At 36.5% G+C, this 15,562-nt stretch carries 16 protein-coding genes; 9 read left to right on the top strand and 7 right to left on the bottom strand.

Going from position 1 to position 15,562, the window contains the following annotated elements; translation table 11 throughout:
* The 3 genes from PHO43_RS09000 to PHO43_RS08990 all read left to right on the top strand — a co-directional run.
* Nucleotides 1-617, top strand: a 617-nt coding sequence (locus PHO43_RS09000; RefSeq protein WP_288011999.1) for a carboxylesterase family protein, incomplete at its 5' end; no start/stop codon positions are given.
* Nucleotides 618-725: 108 nt separating this feature from the next.
* Complete coding sequence (locus PHO43_RS08995; protein ID WP_231623116.1) at nucleotides 726-1,376, top strand: carboxymuconolactone decarboxylase family protein; 651 nt, start codon at nucleotides 726-728, stop codon at nucleotides 1,374-1,376.
* Between the two features lie 29 nt (nucleotides 1,377-1,405).
* Nucleotides 1,406-1,897: a (R)-mandelonitrile lyase gene (locus PHO43_RS08990; RefSeq protein WP_082057402.1), complete on the top strand. Its 492-nt coding sequence runs from the start codon at nucleotides 1,406-1,408 to the stop codon at nucleotides 1,895-1,897.
* A 90-nt stretch (nucleotides 1,898-1,987) separates the two neighbouring features.
* Here PHO43_RS08990 and PHO43_RS08985 read toward each other — a convergent pair whose 3' ends face one another.
* Nucleotides 1,988-2,218, bottom strand: a complete 231-nt coding sequence (locus tag PHO43_RS08985; RefSeq protein ID WP_082057439.1) for a hypothetical protein — start codon at nucleotides 2,216-2,218, stop codon at nucleotides 1,988-1,990.
* 191 nt (nucleotides 2,219-2,409) lie between these two features.
* On the opposite strand from PHO43_RS08985, the gene PHO43_RS08980 reads away from it, so the two are divergent.
* Nucleotides 2,410-3,429, top strand: coding sequence for a dihydroorotate dehydrogenase-like protein (locus tag PHO43_RS08980; RefSeq protein ID WP_045090335.1), 1,020 nt, complete (start codon nucleotides 2,410-2,412; stop codon nucleotides 3,427-3,429).
* A gap of 22 nt (nucleotides 3,430-3,451) precedes the next feature.
* Here PHO43_RS08980 and nhaA read toward each other — a convergent pair whose 3' ends face one another.
* Together nhaA and pepE are read right to left on the bottom strand one after the other, a co-directional pair.
* Nucleotides 3,452-4,648 (bottom strand): Na+/H+ antiporter NhaA, encoded by a 1,197-nt coding sequence (gene nhaA / locus PHO43_RS08975; protein WP_288011996.1) that lies wholly within the window; start codon nucleotides 4,646-4,648, stop codon nucleotides 3,452-3,454.
* A gap of 28 nt (nucleotides 4,649-4,676) precedes the next feature.
* Nucleotides 4,677-5,384 (bottom strand): dipeptidase PepE, encoded by a 708-nt coding sequence (pepE, locus tag PHO43_RS08970; RefSeq protein WP_045090333.1) that lies wholly within the window; start codon nucleotides 5,382-5,384, stop codon nucleotides 4,677-4,679.
* A 113-nt stretch (nucleotides 5,385-5,497) separates the two neighbouring features.
* Between pepE and PHO43_RS08965 the strand changes: the two genes are divergently transcribed.
* A complete protein-coding gene (locus PHO43_RS08965; RefSeq protein ID WP_288011994.1) occupies nucleotides 5,498-6,163 on the top strand; it encodes a DNA alkylation repair protein in 666 nt (221 codons plus the stop codon).
* Nucleotides 6,164-6,167: 4 nt separating this feature from the next.
* On the opposite strand, the gene PHO43_RS08960 is transcribed toward PHO43_RS08965, so the two are convergent.
* Genes PHO43_RS08960 through rlmH form a run of 3 tightly spaced genes read right to left on the bottom strand, consistent with a single transcriptional unit; the run spans nucleotide 6,168 to nucleotide 8,230 of the window.
* Complete coding sequence (locus tag PHO43_RS08960) at nucleotides 6,168-6,353, bottom strand: hypothetical protein (RefSeq protein ID WP_154904862.1); 186 nt, start codon at nucleotides 6,351-6,353, stop codon at nucleotides 6,168-6,170.
* 13 nt (nucleotides 6,354-6,366) lie between these two features.
* Nucleotides 6,367-7,764: an alpha/beta hydrolase family protein gene (locus PHO43_RS08955; RefSeq protein ID WP_288011992.1), complete on the bottom strand. Its 1,398-nt coding sequence runs from the start codon at nucleotides 7,762-7,764 to the stop codon at nucleotides 6,367-6,369.
* Entirely contained in the window at nucleotides 7,757-8,230 is a 474-nt protein-coding gene (gene rlmH, locus PHO43_RS08950) for a 23S rRNA (pseudouridine(1915)-N(3))-methyltransferase RlmH (protein ID WP_045090329.1), read from the bottom strand. Before rlmH ends, PHO43_RS08955 begins: the two co-directional genes overlap by 8 nt.
* A 157-nt stretch (nucleotides 8,231-8,387) precedes the next feature.
* On the opposite strand from rlmH, the gene nadC reads away from it, so the two are divergent.
* The 4 genes from nadC to PHO43_RS08930 are packed head-to-tail and all read left to right on the top strand — an operon-like array spanning nucleotide 8,388 to nucleotide 13,308.
* The gene (gene nadC / locus PHO43_RS08945; protein ID WP_288011990.1) at nucleotides 8,388-9,233 is read left to right on the top strand and encodes a carboxylating nicotinate-nucleotide diphosphorylase; all 846 of its coding nucleotides are present in this window, start codon (nucleotides 8,388-8,390) and stop codon (nucleotides 9,231-9,233) included.
* 10 nt (nucleotides 9,234-9,243) lie between these two features.
* On the top strand, nucleotides 9,244-9,675 hold the full coding sequence (locus PHO43_RS08940; protein ID WP_154904875.1) for a deoxycytidylate deaminase: 432 nt from the start codon (nucleotides 9,244-9,246) through the stop codon (nucleotides 9,673-9,675).
* 17 nt (nucleotides 9,676-9,692) lie between these two features.
* On the top strand, nucleotides 9,693-11,324 hold the full coding sequence (locus tag PHO43_RS08935; protein WP_045090326.1) for a S41 family peptidase: 1,632 nt from the start codon (nucleotides 9,693-9,695) through the stop codon (nucleotides 11,322-11,324).
* A gap of 55 nt (nucleotides 11,325-11,379) precedes the next feature.
* Complete coding sequence (locus tag PHO43_RS08930; protein WP_288011988.1) at nucleotides 11,380-13,308, top strand: polysaccharide biosynthesis protein; 1,929 nt, start codon at nucleotides 11,380-11,382, stop codon at nucleotides 13,306-13,308.
* Here the strand turns inward: PHO43_RS08930 and PHO43_RS08925 are convergent.
* Nucleotides 13,303-15,135 (bottom strand): ABC transporter ATP-binding protein, encoded by a 1,833-nt coding sequence (locus PHO43_RS08925; RefSeq protein ID WP_053827212.1) that lies wholly within the window; start codon nucleotides 15,133-15,135, stop codon nucleotides 13,303-13,305. The genes PHO43_RS08930 and PHO43_RS08925 overlap by 6 nt on opposite strands.
* Nucleotides 15,136-15,562 lie beyond the last annotated feature (427 nt).

Genomic DNA, 15,562 nt, shown 5'->3' with positions numbered 1-15,562 from the left:
AGGCAAAAGTTCCGCTCATCATTGGAAATTGCAGTGCAGAAATCGGTGGTAGCTTTGTAAATAATAGCCACTCAAAGGAGGAACTATTTTCTCTGTTTGGAGAATTAAAGAACGAAGCTGAAGCTGCTTTCGATCCTGATGGTACTAAAGAATTTGCAGAAGTTATTACAACGTTCAACACCGATTGGGTCTGGGGTGAACCTGCCAGGATGGTGGCGAGGTCGTTTGCAGCCGAAAAAGAACCGGTTTACGTCTATCATTTTGACTATGTTTCTCCCGCGATGAGAGTACGAGCACGATACGGTGCCGGACACGGTTCAGAGGTAGGTTATGTATTTGATACGCTGAATGAACGTAGAGATGCTCTCGAACCGTCCCCGGAAGAAAAAGAATTATCAAGAATGATGAATACTTATTGGACAAATTTCGCCAAAACTGGCAATCCAAATGGCGAAAATCTGCCTGTTTGGCCTCTTTACAATACACAAAAAGAAGAAATATTGGACATTGAGCCTGATGGTAAACCTATCGGAAAGTTTGATCCACGTAAAGCGAGATTAGATGTGATTGAAAAAACGTCCCAAATAAGAGACCGTTTACAATCTCGCGGTATTTAACAGCAAACTATTTGTGTCGAAATGAAACAGGGAATGAAAGTTGGTAAATTAATCGGGTTAGTCGTCGTTTTAGGCTTTATATCATACCACATAAATGCCCAAACGGAAGTGAGTTCCGATGAATCTTTGACGGATAAGCAACAAAACCTTATTTCAATTGCTGCTCTAACTGCTAAAGGTGATCTTCAGGCATTAAAGCCTTTTCTTGATAAAGGACTCGACACAGGATTGACCATAAACCAAATAAAAGAAGCGATTGTTCATGTATATGCTTACTGCGGTTTTCCCCGAAGCATTCGTGGGTTGCAAACATTCATGGAAGTAGTGAATGAACGCAAGGCTAAAGGTATCACCGACTTTTTAGGTGCCACCGCAACGCCTGTCAATGATGAGCGAAGCAAATATGAAAGAGGCAGGGAAATTCTGGAAAAACTCACCGGAGTTCCGCAAAATATGCCACAAACGGGTTATTCGGCATTTGCACCGGAAATAGAAAGGTTTCTTAAGGAACATCTGTTTGCTGACATCTTTGAAAGAGATGTATTGACCTATGCCGAAAGGGAATTGGTGACCATTTCCGTCATAAGCAGCATCGGTAATGCGGAACCCATGCTCCGGTCTCACATGAAAATTTGCCTGAATGTAGGAATAACACCGGAACAGTTGGAGCAATTCATTAAGGTTATAAGGGCAACATTGGGCAAGAAAGAAGCGAAAGTTGCTCAAAAGGTGCTGAATGAAGTGTTATCCGTTTCATAAGAAAACAATCAAAAATTTAGGTTCTGATAATGAGAAAAATAATAATTATTCTAACACTTGCGTCATTTATATTCATCGGGTGCAATAACGAATCGAAAAAAGGGGCTAATCCGGGTGTCGAAGCCATGAACGAGGTATTTCTCAAAGGTAATCTGATTACGAACAATTATTTTACGGGAAAAGCCTGGCTGAATATGCTGGTTACAGACAAAGAAAATTTCGATCTGACAGCAGGAAAAGTTTTATTTGAACCGGGTGCGAGAACAAATTGGCATTCACATCCGGGTGGTCAGATACTGTTGTGCACAAAAGGGAACGGATATTATCAGGAAAAAGGAAAGTCAATTCGGCCGTTAAAAGCCGGAGATGTTGTAGAGATATACCCCGATATTATACATTGGCACGGGGCTTCACAAAATAGCGAGTTTGAACATATTGCCATTTCCACGCAACAAAGCAAAGGAAGTGTAGTGTGGATGGAGCCTGTGACAGATGAGGAGTATTCCGACAATGAAAAATAAAAACGGCGTAGAACTGTTTTTATCCTTTATTTTTTGGTAAGATGTTTACTTTTTTGAAAGTTGGTAGTCGATAGCCGGTTGCAGCATCTTTCATCTGCTGTTTTTTTCGTAGCGAATCTGTTTTGCCAACTCTAATGTCTCTTTGTTGGTCTGACGCTCAACGGTTGTTCGTGGATTTTTTAGTAAATACAAGTTCAATGACTCCTTTTTTCGACTTTTTCTCACCATTTCTTCGCCGGTATTCTCATTTACGGTTTTTACATATCCCATATAATATTCGAGATACAAACTGTATGTCCCATTTTTAAGCTCTTTCTGCATAAGCTTAGGGTTGTCGGGTGCATTTTTTTTATTTACTTTGCAAATATAGAAATTAAATCTGGAATTCTGGGGTGCCCAGGGGGCGCCCAAACCGACAAAATATTTTTGTTAACTATTAAACTTATTCCGATATACTTCTGTTATAACATTTATATAACATTTTTTTATTCATTCCTTAAAAAATCGCAGAAATGAACAACCTGGAAACATCCTACATGGGAATACCATTAAGAAGTCCTGTCATTTTAGGAGCATCAGAACTTTCAACTAATAACGATACCCTGAAAAGAGCAGAAGATGCCGGAGTAGCAGCAATTGTGTATAAATCATTATTTGAAGAGCAGGTGCAGCTGGAGAACCTGCAGCATGATGAAATGCTTGAGGAGTATAATGATATACATGCAGAAATGATCACCTTGCATCCCGAAATAGAGAGATCAGAAATTGAGCACTTTTTGCATGTACTGCGTAAAGCAAAAGAGAGTGTTTCTGTTCCGGTGATTGCCAGTCTTAATGCTGTAAACAAGTCAACATGGATTAAATATGCGAAGTTAATAGAAGAGACAGGTGTTGATGGTATTGAGCTTAATCTTTACCAGACTCCTACACGTTTTGACCGTGATGGTGTGGCTATTGAAAGCTTTCAGGCAGATATTGTTTCGTCAGTAAAAGATAGGTTGTCTATACCTGTTGGAGTGAAATTAAGTTCTGATTACACTAATATTCTCAACTTTGCACAACAACTGGATGAAGCAGGTGTTGATGGATTAGTCCTGTTTAATGCTTTCTTCCAGCCGGATATTGATATAGAAAAAGAGAAGCATCGCAAATCGTACAACTTTAGCAGAAGAGGGGATTATAAGAAATCACTTCGATATGCAGGAATGCTTTATGGGCGAATAGCTGCAGATATTTGCAGTAGCCGCGGGATCTTCACTGGAGAGGATGTAATAAAACTGTTGCTTTCAGGAGCCTCTTGTGTGCAGGTAGTAAGTGCAGTATATAAGTATGGTACCGGTGTAATAACCGACATAAACAACACTATTTCCGGTTGGATGGAAAGGAAGGGATATAACAGAATAGATGATTTTAAGGGCAAATTATCTGACAGCGTGCTGAATAAGAACGACAGTGTGCTTATTTACAAAAGAGCCCAATATATCGATCTTATCCTGCACTCAGATACAATTTTCGGAGAGGAGCGTTTATGATTTTTTAATCCTGCTTAATTACTCACTCGTTGTCTATATTTTTTTGCTTTATATTAGCAGCCATCTTGATCCAGATATAGCCAAATATCATTGCAAGACATGAAGCTATTAATACTGAGAGCTTTGCGATATCCTGGTGTAATTTATTCTCAGGGAATGCCAGATTTGATACAAAAATTGACATTGTAAATCCTATACCTGCAAAGATAGTTACTCCAATGAGTACTAGCCAGTTGATTTTTGTTGACAACCGTACGATTTTTAATTTTGTAAGCAGATATACTGCGAGAGATATGCCTAAGGGCTTTCCTACAACTAAGCCTAATATTATACCAATAGAGAGTGATGAAGCCAGACCCGCTATTGATGATGATGAAATAAGAATGCTTGTATTGGCTAATGCAAAAATTGGAATGATAAGGTAGTTGACCGGGAAACTAATTCTCTTTTCAAATGCCGGCATTCTGTTAATTGGAAGGATGAAAGCGAGTATGACTCCCGCAAAAGATGCATGAATACCTGATCTGTAGGTGCAGTACCACATTGCCAAAGCCAGAATAATTGTGTAAATGTATGCAGAATTATTCTTTATGAATTTGTTTATAAAATAGATCACAATTGCTATACCCGCAACACCCAGTAGCCAGTATATATCTGGTGCAGAACCATAAAAGAATGCAATAATCAGAATTGCACATAGGTCATCTATTATTGCCAGTGCAACAATGAATACTTTCATTGAGTGTGAAACTGCTTTACCCAGCAGACTTAGCATCCCAATAGTAAAGGCTATATCTGTAGCAGCGGGAATTGCCCATCCACTTGTATAATCACTGTTTCTTGTAGCGATTATGAATATTAAAGATGGAAATACTACTCCAAATATGGCTGAGATTGCCGGTAACATCATTCTACCCGGAGTTGAAAGTTCTCCGTCAGTTATCTCCTTCTTTATGTCGAGTGCAACATGAAAGAAGAATAACGACATTAGTGCATCGTTGATAAAATGCACTATAGAGTGAGGAAGATGGAGTTTACCAAACAGTGGAATCTCAGAGTCCCAGAAATTGTAATAATGTACTCCAACTCCTTTCAGATTAGATAATATAAGTGATATAGCAGTGCAAATAAGCAGTAGTACACCTAACGTCCTGCTGTCATTTAATATGAGCTGAATTTTCGATCGCACTAATCCAACTGTTGAATTATCTGTAGCCATTAATGTTTAATGTAGGTTCTGTTTCTGTTTATTTCAATAGAAAGCTGAAGTCATCCTCATTTGATAACTCTTTGGGATCCTGGCCATATTTGAATATTCTGGCATTACGATTACCCATCAGTACAAGTTCATCCTCTTCAAGTAAAAGCATTGTACCTTCGCGTAAACCAACAACATATGTATCCTGGTTAATCTCGATAAATTCTTTAATTCTTACTTCTCGCGTCTCACCTCCATGGTTTGCAGGATTATCATCGAGATAATGTGGATTGATTTGAAATGGCACCAGCTTTAGAGTCTTGAATTTTAACGGTTCAACAATTGGCATATCGTTCGTTGTTCTAAGAGTAGGACAGGCAATATTTGAGCCTGCACTCCAGCCAATATATGGAGTTCCTTTTTTTACTTTTTTACGGATCACCTTCATCAACCCTTTCTCTTGAAGCATTTTCACAAGCTGCCAGGTATTGCCTCCGCCAACTACTATTGCATCGGCATTCTGTATTGCTTCAACAGGGTTAATAAAACGATGGATACTGGTGACATGATGACCAATTTCGGCAAAACGCTGATTTACTTTTTCTTCATACTCTTCATAGGAGAAGGTTACTGCAGCATAGGGTATAAAGATAGCATTCAGAGGCTTTTCCCCAAGAAATTCTTTTATGTACTCTTTTGGATATTCCAGATAACTTTCCCCGGGATTAGTTGAGTTACTGATTAATAGAAGTCTCATTTTACAGGTTTTTGTCAATTAAAACACAAATGTAATGAAAAATAGATAAAAAAAATTTTAAATAGGTCTGAATGGGCTAAATTTGTATTTTAATACTTATTAAAAAGCCTAAAATGAAAGATATTTTACGACAAATACGCACAGATCTGAGATTATCGATGAATGGGGTAGTATCTACCAGTATGAGAAATAAGGGTGTAAATTACAGAATGATCTTTGGGGTTGAAATACCGGTTATTAATAGGATCGCGCAGAAATACCAGTCTGATGCAGTTCTGGCGGAGCGACTCTGGGAAGAGGATGTGAGGGAGATGAAAATAATGGCAACTTTATTATATCCGGTTGATCACTTCAGTAAGAATAAAGCTCTGGAATGGATCTCAGAGATTAAAGATCAGGAGCTGCGTGAGCAGGTATGTAAAAATATATTACAACGACTTCCCTATGCAGATGAGTTAGTTGTGACATCCATAAATAGCAAAGAAGATAATATTGTAACTACAGGGTTGTGGCTGTTTTCAAGATTATGTATAACTGGTTCGGACCTTGTGAATAAAATCGACTCTGGAATATTAATCAATTCAGCTATAGAGAATCTGGGATCAGAATCTATGCTCCTCAGACAATCAGCCCTGAATGCACTGAAATTTTATGGTCGTACCTCCAGGGACAGGTCTGAACTGATTCTGGCTAAAACAGCTTCATTTGAAAATTCAGATAATGGTGTTGAAAACGAAATGTTTGACCAACTAAAATTTGAATTCGGATTCGAGGATTAAATAGTCAGTTCTTGTAGTTATGCTTTAAGAAGAACATAGCTATTAGTATATTCAGTATAAGAAATCCACCACTACCTGCAAGAAAGATACCTTTCCACTGGGGAAGTGTTATAAGAGATATAATTGAAGCTATGGCTATGATTGCAATAATTATCCATAGTACTTTTATTATTTTCTTTATTTTGCTCATTATAATTTATTGTTTATTCAGTTTTACTTTTTATCCAATTAGTAATATCAGATAAAATCTGTGGAGATATTGTTTGATCGATCTTTGCATATTCATCGGGCTGACCTGTTATACTTTCCTGAAACAGATGATTCAGCAAGGGGTATGATTTTGTTTCAACTTTATAATTACCACCTTTTTGAATATGATGCTTTATAGCTTCGAGATTTTTTAATGCAGGCACCTGAACATCATTCTCTCCATTAATTGCAAGTACAGGACATGAAACAAGGCTTAAATAATCTTTAGGGTCAGTTGCAAGAAAGCTGCGATAACCGGGAGTTATCATAGCATTGAACTGAGCACGAAGATAAGGTTCTTTTTCCAACTTAAGCTTAATCAGAATAGGGAGTTGTTCCCATAAATATGAAAGTCTGTCGCGAAGCGCTGTACGATCATTTTCTGAGCCAGACCAAACAAGTAAACTCTCAAAAATTTCTCTGTTTGTAAGCTGTAGTCTGTTAATGGTTTCCGGTTCAATTCCTTGATGTTTGAGCGAGTTCTCATTCTGATCAAGAACAATCTCAATACCTTTTGTACCGGGTGCAGCCAAAAGAACCAGGAATTTTACATCACTGCTTTTTGATGCTACCATTGGGGCAATTATACCACCTTCACTATGCCCTAACATGCCTATCTTTGAACTGTCAATCTCTTTTCTGCTTTTCAGATACTCTAAAGCATTAGATGCATCAGTTACAAAGTCGCTGATAGTTGCCTTTGAATAGTCACCGGTTGACTTTCCAACGCCTCTCTTGTCGTATCGTAACACTGCAAAACCATTACGTGTAAGATAGTCTGATAACAGATAAAAAGGTTTATGACCGAAAATAGTTTCATCTCTGTCATTTGGACCGCTGCCGGCTATTAGAATAATTGCAGGAAATATGCCTGTACTATCAGGAAGGGTTAAAGTTCCAGATAGTGAAACTTTGTTCTGACTGTTATCAGGTATAGTTACTTCTTCGGAAATATAAGGAAGAGGTTCAATAGGCGTTTGTGGTTTGTGTACAACCTCTTTGATAGTTTTTCTCAATGTAAGAGGAAATGGAATACCACCCTGATTAAATGTGCCGACAATTGAATCGTTTTCGAGAATACCTCTGTAAAAGATTCCAAGTCCTGAAGCAATTATTTCAAGTTTTTTATCAGATTCAGAATAGGTAGTTCTCGTTGTGGGTAATCCAAATGCACCCTGGTCGGGGCTATCAAAAGTGGAAATGAGTACAGAATCTTTCATAGAAACATTAAACACAAGACGTAGTGAAGTTTCCTGAATTTTTAGGCTGCCAGTCCAACTTCCAATAATTTCCTGAGAGTATAAGTTGCCTGTCAGCAAGAAAAGAAAAATGTAAAAAACTGCTTTATTCATGATGATATGGCTCATTATTTATAATAGTCATAGCCCTGTAGAGCTGTTCTGTAAATATCATTCTAACCATTTGATGCGTGAAAGTCATTTCTGAGAGCGAGATCTTTTCGTTGGCTATATTGTAAACACTTTTAGAAAAGCCGTATGGACCACCAATTATAAAAACCAATCGTTTAGGAACTGTGTGCATTTTCTTTTCGATATAATTTGCAAAACCGGATGAATTGAATTTTTTTCCTTTTTCGTCCAGTAAAACAATGTAATCGGTTAGTTCCAGTGCTTTTATAAGTTTATCACCTTCAAGATTTTTCTGCTCAACTTCAGAAATACTTTTTCTGTTCTTTATATCAGGGATATAAATGTCTTCAAAAGGGATATAGTAATTCAACCTTTTAACATACTCATCAATAATTTCTTTAAAAAGTCTGTTATCAGTTTTTCCTATAGAAAGTAGAGCTATTTTCATACTAATATTATCCCTAAACAATTAAAAACCATAGTTTAGTTACAAAAGTAGCCGATTATTTTGTATTTTTGTGCGAAATATTTTAGGAAATTTATAACAATAAGGGTATTTGGATGTTTAATGTGAAATACCCATAACTAATAGAACCCTTTAGGTGATGGAAGTAGAAAATTTAATTAATAGCTTATTGGAACTGGCTTTTGCTGAAGATATCGGTGATGGTGATCATACAACATTATGCAGCATACCCGCGTCGGAAGTTGGCAGTTCAAAGTTGTTAATAAAAGAAGAAGGTATTCTTGCAGGGGTAGATGTAGCAAAAGATGTCTTTCATAAATTTGACCCCGAATTAAAAGTTGAGGTTTTTATAGAGGATGGGGCTCAGGTTAAGCCTGGCGATGTAGCTTTCGTTGTAACAGGTAAAGTACAGTCGCTGCTGCAAACTGAGAGATTGGTTTTGAATCTAATGCAAAGAATGAGTGGGATTGCCACAATTACTAATAAATATGTGAAATTGCTGGAAGGGACTAAAACAAAAGTGCTTGACACAAGAAAAACCACCCCCGGTTTGAGGATGCTGGAAAAGCAGGCAGTGAAAATTGGAGGAGGAGAAAACCACAGGATTGGTCTCTTCGACATGATCCTTTTAAAAGATAATCATGTTGATTTCGCCGGAGGCATAAAGAATGCAATTACCAGAGCGAAACAATATCTCAAAGAAAAGAACAAAGATCTAAAAATTGAGATAGAAGTAAGAAATTTTGACGAACTCAACGAAGCTCTGAATGTTGGAGGTGTCGACAGGATAATGTTGGATAATTTTACAGTTGAAGATACTCGTAAGGCTGTAGAAATTGTTAATGGAAGAGTAGAGCTTGAATCGTCAGGAGGAATTACATTTGAAACTATTAGGGACTATGCTGTTACAGGTGTTGATTATGTCTCCGTAGGAGCTTTAACACATTCTGTCAAAAGTTTGGACATGAGTCTTAAAGCCGTATAATACAATAATGATAGAAAGCGAAAATAAACAGGAGCTGCTTGATAAAAGATATATGCGAATGGCCTATATCTGGTCTGAAAATTCATACTGTAAACGTAGAAAAGTCGGAGCATTATTAGTTAAAGACAAAATGATAATCTCAGATGGTTACAATGGTACTCCATCCGGATTTGAGAACATTTGCGAAGACGAGGACAATAAAACAAAACCATATGTTTTACATGCTGAAGCTAATGCAATAACAAAAGTGGCCTGTTCTAACAATAGCAGCAAAGATGCAACTCTGTATGTTACATCTTCTCCATGTATAGAGTGTGCAAAACTGATTATCCAGGCAGGAATAAACAGAGTTGTTTATGCTGATGCATACAGGTTAAGTGATGGAGTCGATCTATTGAGAAGAGCAGGTATCGAACTCGTAAATGTAGAGCTGAACGGATAAAAAGATAAAAGTATTAAATGGGTACAGAAAGAAGAAAAGGAATATGGTTGCCTCTATGGATTTCAATTGGAATAGCAATTGGTCTGTTTATAGGGAGTAAGTTCAGCATCTTCAATACTCCCGGAAATCTTGTTGGTTCCGGTAAGTTAGATGCTGTATTAAACTATATACATGAATCTTATGTGGATACAGTGAACACTTATCAACTTGTTGAGGATGCCTTGCCTAATATTATTCAGGAACTAGACCCACACTCTGAATATATCTCGGCAGCAGATATGAAAAGGGTAAATGAGTCTTTGGAAGGTCATTTTTCTGGTATAGGTGTTAGCTTTTATGTACTTAGAGATACTATAGTTGTAACCAGTATTGTACCCGGTGGTCCTTCTGAAGCAGCCGGAATAATGCCCTGGGACAGGATTGTTGCAGTTGATGATTCTGTTGTTGCAGGTAAGAAAATTCGTAATGAGCAGGTTCTGAAAGTATTGCGCGGGGAAAGAGGGACAGAAGTGAAGCTGGGTATAAAGAGAGCCGGGAATGATTTTATAGAAAATATAACTGTAACCCGTGGCGAGATACCTGTTAAGAGTGTTAATGCTGCATTTATGCTGTCTGATGAAATAGGTTATATAAAACTTGGTGTTAATTTCGGGTTTAACACATTTAGTGAATTTATATCTGCAATATCCAAGTTGAAAAGTATGGGCGCCAATTCGTTTATAATTGACCTCAGAGGTAATGCTGGGGGGTCACTTGAAGTTGTTGTGGCAATGGTGAACGAGTTTTTGCAGAAAGGTGATCTCATTGTATATACAGAAGGTAGAAATTTTCCGCGTACAGACAACTATGCAAATGGTTCGGGCACATGCAAAAATGATGATGTTGTAGTATTAATCGATGAATTGAGTGCTTCAGCGAGTGAAATATTTGCAGGAGCAATTCAGGATCATGACAGAGGATTGGTGATTGGAAGACGTTCGTTTGGAAAAGGACTTGTACAAAGTCAGAGAAATTTTCCTGACGGATCAGCTGTCAGACTAACTGTAGCGAGATATTATACAGCATCGGGAAGATCGATTCAAAGGACATATGAAAAGGGAAGATATGATGAGTATGAGATGGATGCCATAAACCGTTATATTCAAGGAGACTATGTGAATATTGACACTTTGAATAATCTTATCCCTTACGAAACTTTAGGTGGAAGAACCGTTTACGGTGGTGATGGAATTATGCCTGATATATTTATTCCAAGGGATACTACAGGTTACAATTCATACTATAATAGTGTTGTAAACAGGCGTTTAGATGAAGAGTATGCTATGGTCTATTCTGATATGAACAGAGAAAGGCTTAGCACTTTCAGTACATGGCAGGAGCTATACAGATATCTTAGACAGCAACCACTTTTATTAAACCTGGTTAGTTACGCTGATAATAATGGTATCAGACGCAGACCCTACTATATTCAGGAGTCGGGTGAATTATTTGAGACTAATTTATATGCATATATAATTAGAAACTTTTTTGGCGAAGAGGCTTTCTGGGCTGCTTATTACAGGGAAGATCCGCTTTTAAACAAAGGTATTGAACTTATTGAAACCGGTATGACTAAAAAGGTAAATATTTTAAATGAGCAGTTTAAATAAAAAAACTTTTACCTTTGCATTCCAATCGAGTTACTGATTTATAAAAATAATCTTTATGAGTAAGTTTATACAGAACTACCTATCACGCAGAGTCCTTTCCAGAACAGCAATTTTGGCACTTGATATTCTGATGATTGTTTTTTCATGCCTGTTTATGTATTTAGTAAGGTATGGATTCGATGGGCTTACAGCCGAAATAAGAAGTGACGGAACAACAGTTGGGTTATTCTTAATTATCTTCAATATTATATCTTTTGTTTCCTTACGTACATTTAGTGGTATTTTAAGGTTCTCTTCTTTTACAGATTTATTGAGGATAGTTTATGCACTTGTATTAGGATATGTATTGACTTTTATTGCTATAGTTATTATAAGGAAATCAAATCCTCTGTTTCATCTTGACAATCTTACATATATATCAATATATTTCCTGAATACATTTTTAATGATATTCTCACGTATATTGGTTAAAGAGGTTTATGAAACCATTACCGGTAGTGATATGAAGCCTGTAAATGTATTCATATATGGAACAAAAGAAGCCGGTATAAGTGTTGCTAAAGCTCTCAAGGGTAATAATGAATTTAACTATCGTGTGCTGGGTTTTATATCTGATGAAAGCCATATGATAGGGAAGGAACTCATGGGTGTTACTATTTATGAGAATAATCAGGATATTTTCAGGATTTTAGTAAGTAAGAATGTACATACTATTATTGTGTCTCCTCAAAAAATGGAGGAGATAAAGAATTCGGCATTACTTGCAAACTTTGTGGATCATGACATCTCTCTGTTAACAACAGTACCTATTAACGAATGGAACGGTTCGTTGAAGAGTAAGGAACAGTTAAAGGATATACAAATTGAGGATTTGTTACCACGTGATCCTATTAGGATTAATATGATAGAGATTGCCTCAAATATCGAAGGCAAAAGGGTAATGATAACCGGCGCAGGAGGTTCTATTGGTAGCGAGATTGTTAGGCAGGTTGCTTCTTTTAATCCAAACAGTATTATTTTAATTGACCAGGCTGAAACACCTCTGCACAATCTGAAGCTTGAGTTAAAAGAAAAATGGAGAGATCTGAGAACAGAAATATTGGTTGCAAATGTAAGCAACCATTCGAGAATGGATAAGATATTTTCGAAGACCAGACCTCAATATATTTTTCATGCAGCTGCTTACAAACATGTCCCAATGATGGAGGTGAATGTGTCTGAAGCGATACAAACAAATGTTTTGGGAACAAAAATTGTTGCTGACCTGTCTGTGAAATATAACGCTAATAAGTTTGTAATGGTTTCTACAGATAAAGCAGTTAATCCATCTAATGTGATGGGCTGTTCAAAAAGGATCTGTGAAATCTATGTTCAGTCATTAGCAAAAAAAATAGAAAAGAGTGGAGAAAAATCAACGCAATTTATTACTACACGTTTTGGAAATGTGTTAGGATCAAATGGTTCGGTTATACCTCTTTTCAAGGATCAGATAAAACATGGGGGACCTGTTACCGTAACCCACCCGGAAATCATAAGGTATTTTATGACTATACCTGAAGCATGCCAGTTAGTGCTTGAAGCAGGAGCAATGGGAAAGGGTGGAGAGATATTTATTTTTGATATGGGTAAACCAGTTAAGATTCTTGATCTGGCAAAGAGAATGATTCGTCTGTCAGGCTCAAAAAATATCAAAATTGAATTTACAGGCTTGCGTAATGGAGAGAAGCTTTATGAAGAGCTTTTGAACCATGCTGAATATACTAAGCCTACACATCATGAAAAAATAATGATTGCAAACGTTCGTGAATATGAGTATGACGAAATTTCTCGAATGATTGATTCGTTAATCAAGGTTTCATATGAATATGATGATATGAGAACCGTTAGAAAAATGAAGGAGATTGTTCCTGAGTTTCAGAGCATAAATTCACCGTTTGAAGCAGTAGACAGAGTTTTGGAGAAGGTTTCTAAAGAAACTCTATAATTCTCCTTGCATATCACAAAGTTTAGTGTAGTATCCACCTAGTTTGTATAGGGAGTCATGCTTGCCCTGTTCTACTATTTCGCCATCTTTCATCACATAAATGGTATCTGCATTTCTAATAGTAGATAGGCGGTGAGCAATAATAATAGTAGTACGATCCTTCATAAGTTTATCAAGAGCTTCCTGTACCAGACGTTCGGAGTCAGTATCCAATGCAGAAGTAGCTTCATCAAAGATTAGTATTTCAGGGTTCTTCAGAATTGCTCTGGCAATACTAATTCTTTGTCTTTGACCACCGGAAAGTTTTCCACCCCTGTCACCAATATTTGTGTTGTATCCATCTTCGGTGGCCATTATGAACTCATGTGCATTTGCAATTTTTGCAGCTTCAATTACTCTGCTTTCAGATACATCTTTCATTCCAAAAGCTATATTATTATATATAGTATCATTAAATAGAATAGGATCTTGATTAACATTTCCCATTAGGGATCTTAGTTCATGAATTTTCACGTCTCTTATATCTACTCCATCAATATATATACCACCTTCCTGAATATCGTAGAATCTGGGAAGAAGATCTGCTAATGTTGATTTTCCTGATCCGGACTGACCAACAAGGGCTATAGTTTTACCTTTTTCTATTGTGAGGTTCACTCCTTTAATAACCCAATCATTAATATATTTAAACCAAACACCTTTATACTCAATTTTTGAATTGAAGTTTATATCTACAGGCTTTTCAGGATCTGTAATAGGATTTTTTGCATCTAAAATCTTATCAATCCTTTCCATTGAGGCTAATCCACGCTGAACAGCATATGCTGATTTAGAAAATTCTTTAGCTGGATTTATTATACTATAAAATATTGTGAGGTAATAAATAAATGTTGCTGCATCTATTGCACTATTATTCCCTAATATCAGAGATCCTCCAAACCAAAGTACAATTGCAATTGTTATGGTGCCCAAAAGCTCACTCATTGGGTGTGCCAGCTGCTGTCTTCGTGAGATTCTGTTTGACATCCTCCTGAATTCATTACTGCCGTTGTGAAATCTTTTAGAGATTTTATTTTCCGCAACAAATGCCTTTATTACTCTGAGTCCACTTAAAGTCTCTTCTACCTGTGACATTAGTTCTCCCCATTTGTTTTGTGCCTCGAAAGAGGTTCTTTTAAGGGTTCTTCCTACACGTCCCATTATAAAACCCATTATCGGAAGAACCAAAAGTACAAAAAGAGTCAGCTGCCAACTTAATACTGTCATCGTGGTAAGATATATTAGTATTAATATTGGGTTTTTGAATAACATATCAAGTGAACTCATTACTGAATTCTCTACTTCATTGACATCACCCGAAATTCTTGACAGAATATCACCCTTTCTCTCTTCTGAGAAAAAAGCCAGAGGCAACGAAAGAATCTTATCATTAATATTGTTTCTGATGTCTTTTACAACACCTGTTCTTATTGGTATTATAAAATAGGATCCCAGATATGCTGAGGCTGTTTTAAGGAGTGTCATTATTATTAATGTGACTGCAAGCAACATTAATGTATAGCTGCTACCATTTGTTTCGATCAGCTGGGTTATATACCAGTTCACATTATTAAGTGTAATATCGATTATTGAATATTCGGTACCTTTCCAGGGTATAAACTCAAATGTTTGTTTATTCACTTTAAATAATACCTGAAGAATAGGAATTATTGTGGCAAGAGAAAATACATTCAGTATTGCGGTTAGAATATTAAAGAAAAATGCAAGAAACAGATGTTTCTTATATGGTGGTAAAAATCTTTTTAAGATAAGTATAATACCCTTCATTGAAAATTTAGTTTGTTGTTGAGAAAAATTGGTTTGTTAAATCGGGCGCAAGTTACACATAAAATATGATTTTCTTATAGGCAATTTCTGCTCGTTTATGATGAAAAGCATCAGTTTTAAACAGACGTGTTAGAATCATTTTTTTGGAGTTTAGACCTTACTGACCAAATTGGTCAAAAAAAGTCGAATTTTTCTTTTTTCGTTATTTACGTGAATATCATATCTTTGTGCTCAGAGAGGAAAAAAAGTGAAGTTTTTTTGAAAATTAATTGCAAATATGTTTGGATGGTAAATAAACTCTCCATATCTTTGCACCCGCTTTTGAAAGGAACACCACCTGATAAGCGAAACGATAAGCGATCTTTAAAAAATTTACATACATTTTTTTTTGACAAGCAAGTACAAGAGATATAATATTAAGATTATA

Source organism: Lascolabacillus sp., assembly GCF_028696275.1.
GTDB classification, from domain to species: Bacteria; Bacteroidota; Bacteroidia; order Bacteroidales; family Dysgonomonadaceae; genus Proteiniphilum; species Proteiniphilum massiliensis.
Note: the sequence above shows the minus strand (reverse complement) of the source record. Positions and strands in the feature narration are given on the sequence as shown.

What these genes read in the sequence shown, in the direction of transcription:
- nhaA (WP_288011996.1), bottom strand. Translation starts at nt 4,648, where the DNA reads ATGGCTACAGATAATTCAACAGTTGGATTAGTGCGATCGAAAATTCAG.
- PHO43_RS08965 (WP_288011994.1), top strand. Translation starts at nt 5,498, where the DNA reads ATGAAAGATATTTTACGACAAATACGCACAGATCTGAGATTATCGATG.
- PHO43_RS08985 (WP_082057439.1), bottom strand. Translation starts at nt 2,218, where the DNA reads ATGCAGAAAGAGCTTAAAAATGGGACATACAGTTTGTATCTCGAATAT.
- PHO43_RS08925 (WP_053827212.1), bottom strand. Translation starts at nt 15,135, where the DNA reads ATGAAGGGTATTATACTTATCTTAAAAAGATTTTTACCACCATATAAG.
- PHO43_RS08980 (WP_045090335.1), top strand. Translation starts at nt 2,410, where the DNA reads ATGAACAACCTGGAAACATCCTACATGGGAATACCATTAAGAAGTCCT.
- PHO43_RS08955 (WP_288011992.1), bottom strand. Translation starts at nt 7,764, where the DNA reads ATGAATAAAGCAGTTTTTTACATTTTTCTTTTCTTGCTGACAGGCAAC.
- PHO43_RS08990 (WP_082057402.1), top strand. Translation starts at nt 1,406, where the DNA reads ATGAGAAAAATAATAATTATTCTAACACTTGCGTCATTTATATTCATC.
- PHO43_RS08935 (WP_045090326.1), top strand. Translation starts at nt 9,693, where the DNA reads ATGGGTACAGAAAGAAGAAAAGGAATATGGTTGCCTCTATGGATTTCA.
- PHO43_RS08930 (WP_288011988.1), top strand. Translation starts at nt 11,380, where the DNA reads ATGAGTAAGTTTATACAGAACTACCTATCACGCAGAGTCCTTTCCAGA.
- pepE (WP_045090333.1), bottom strand. Translation starts at nt 5,384, where the DNA reads ATGAGACTTCTATTAATCAGTAACTCAACTAATCCCGGGGAAAGTTAT.
- nadC (WP_288011990.1), top strand. Translation starts at nt 8,388, where the DNA reads ATGGAAGTAGAAAATTTAATTAATAGCTTATTGGAACTGGCTTTTGCT.
- rlmH (WP_045090329.1), bottom strand. Translation starts at nt 8,230, where the DNA reads ATGAAAATAGCTCTACTTTCTATAGGAAAAACTGATAACAGACTTTTT.
- PHO43_RS08960 (WP_154904862.1), bottom strand. Translation starts at nt 6,353, where the DNA reads ATGAGCAAAATAAAGAAAATAATAAAAGTACTATGGATAATTATTGCA.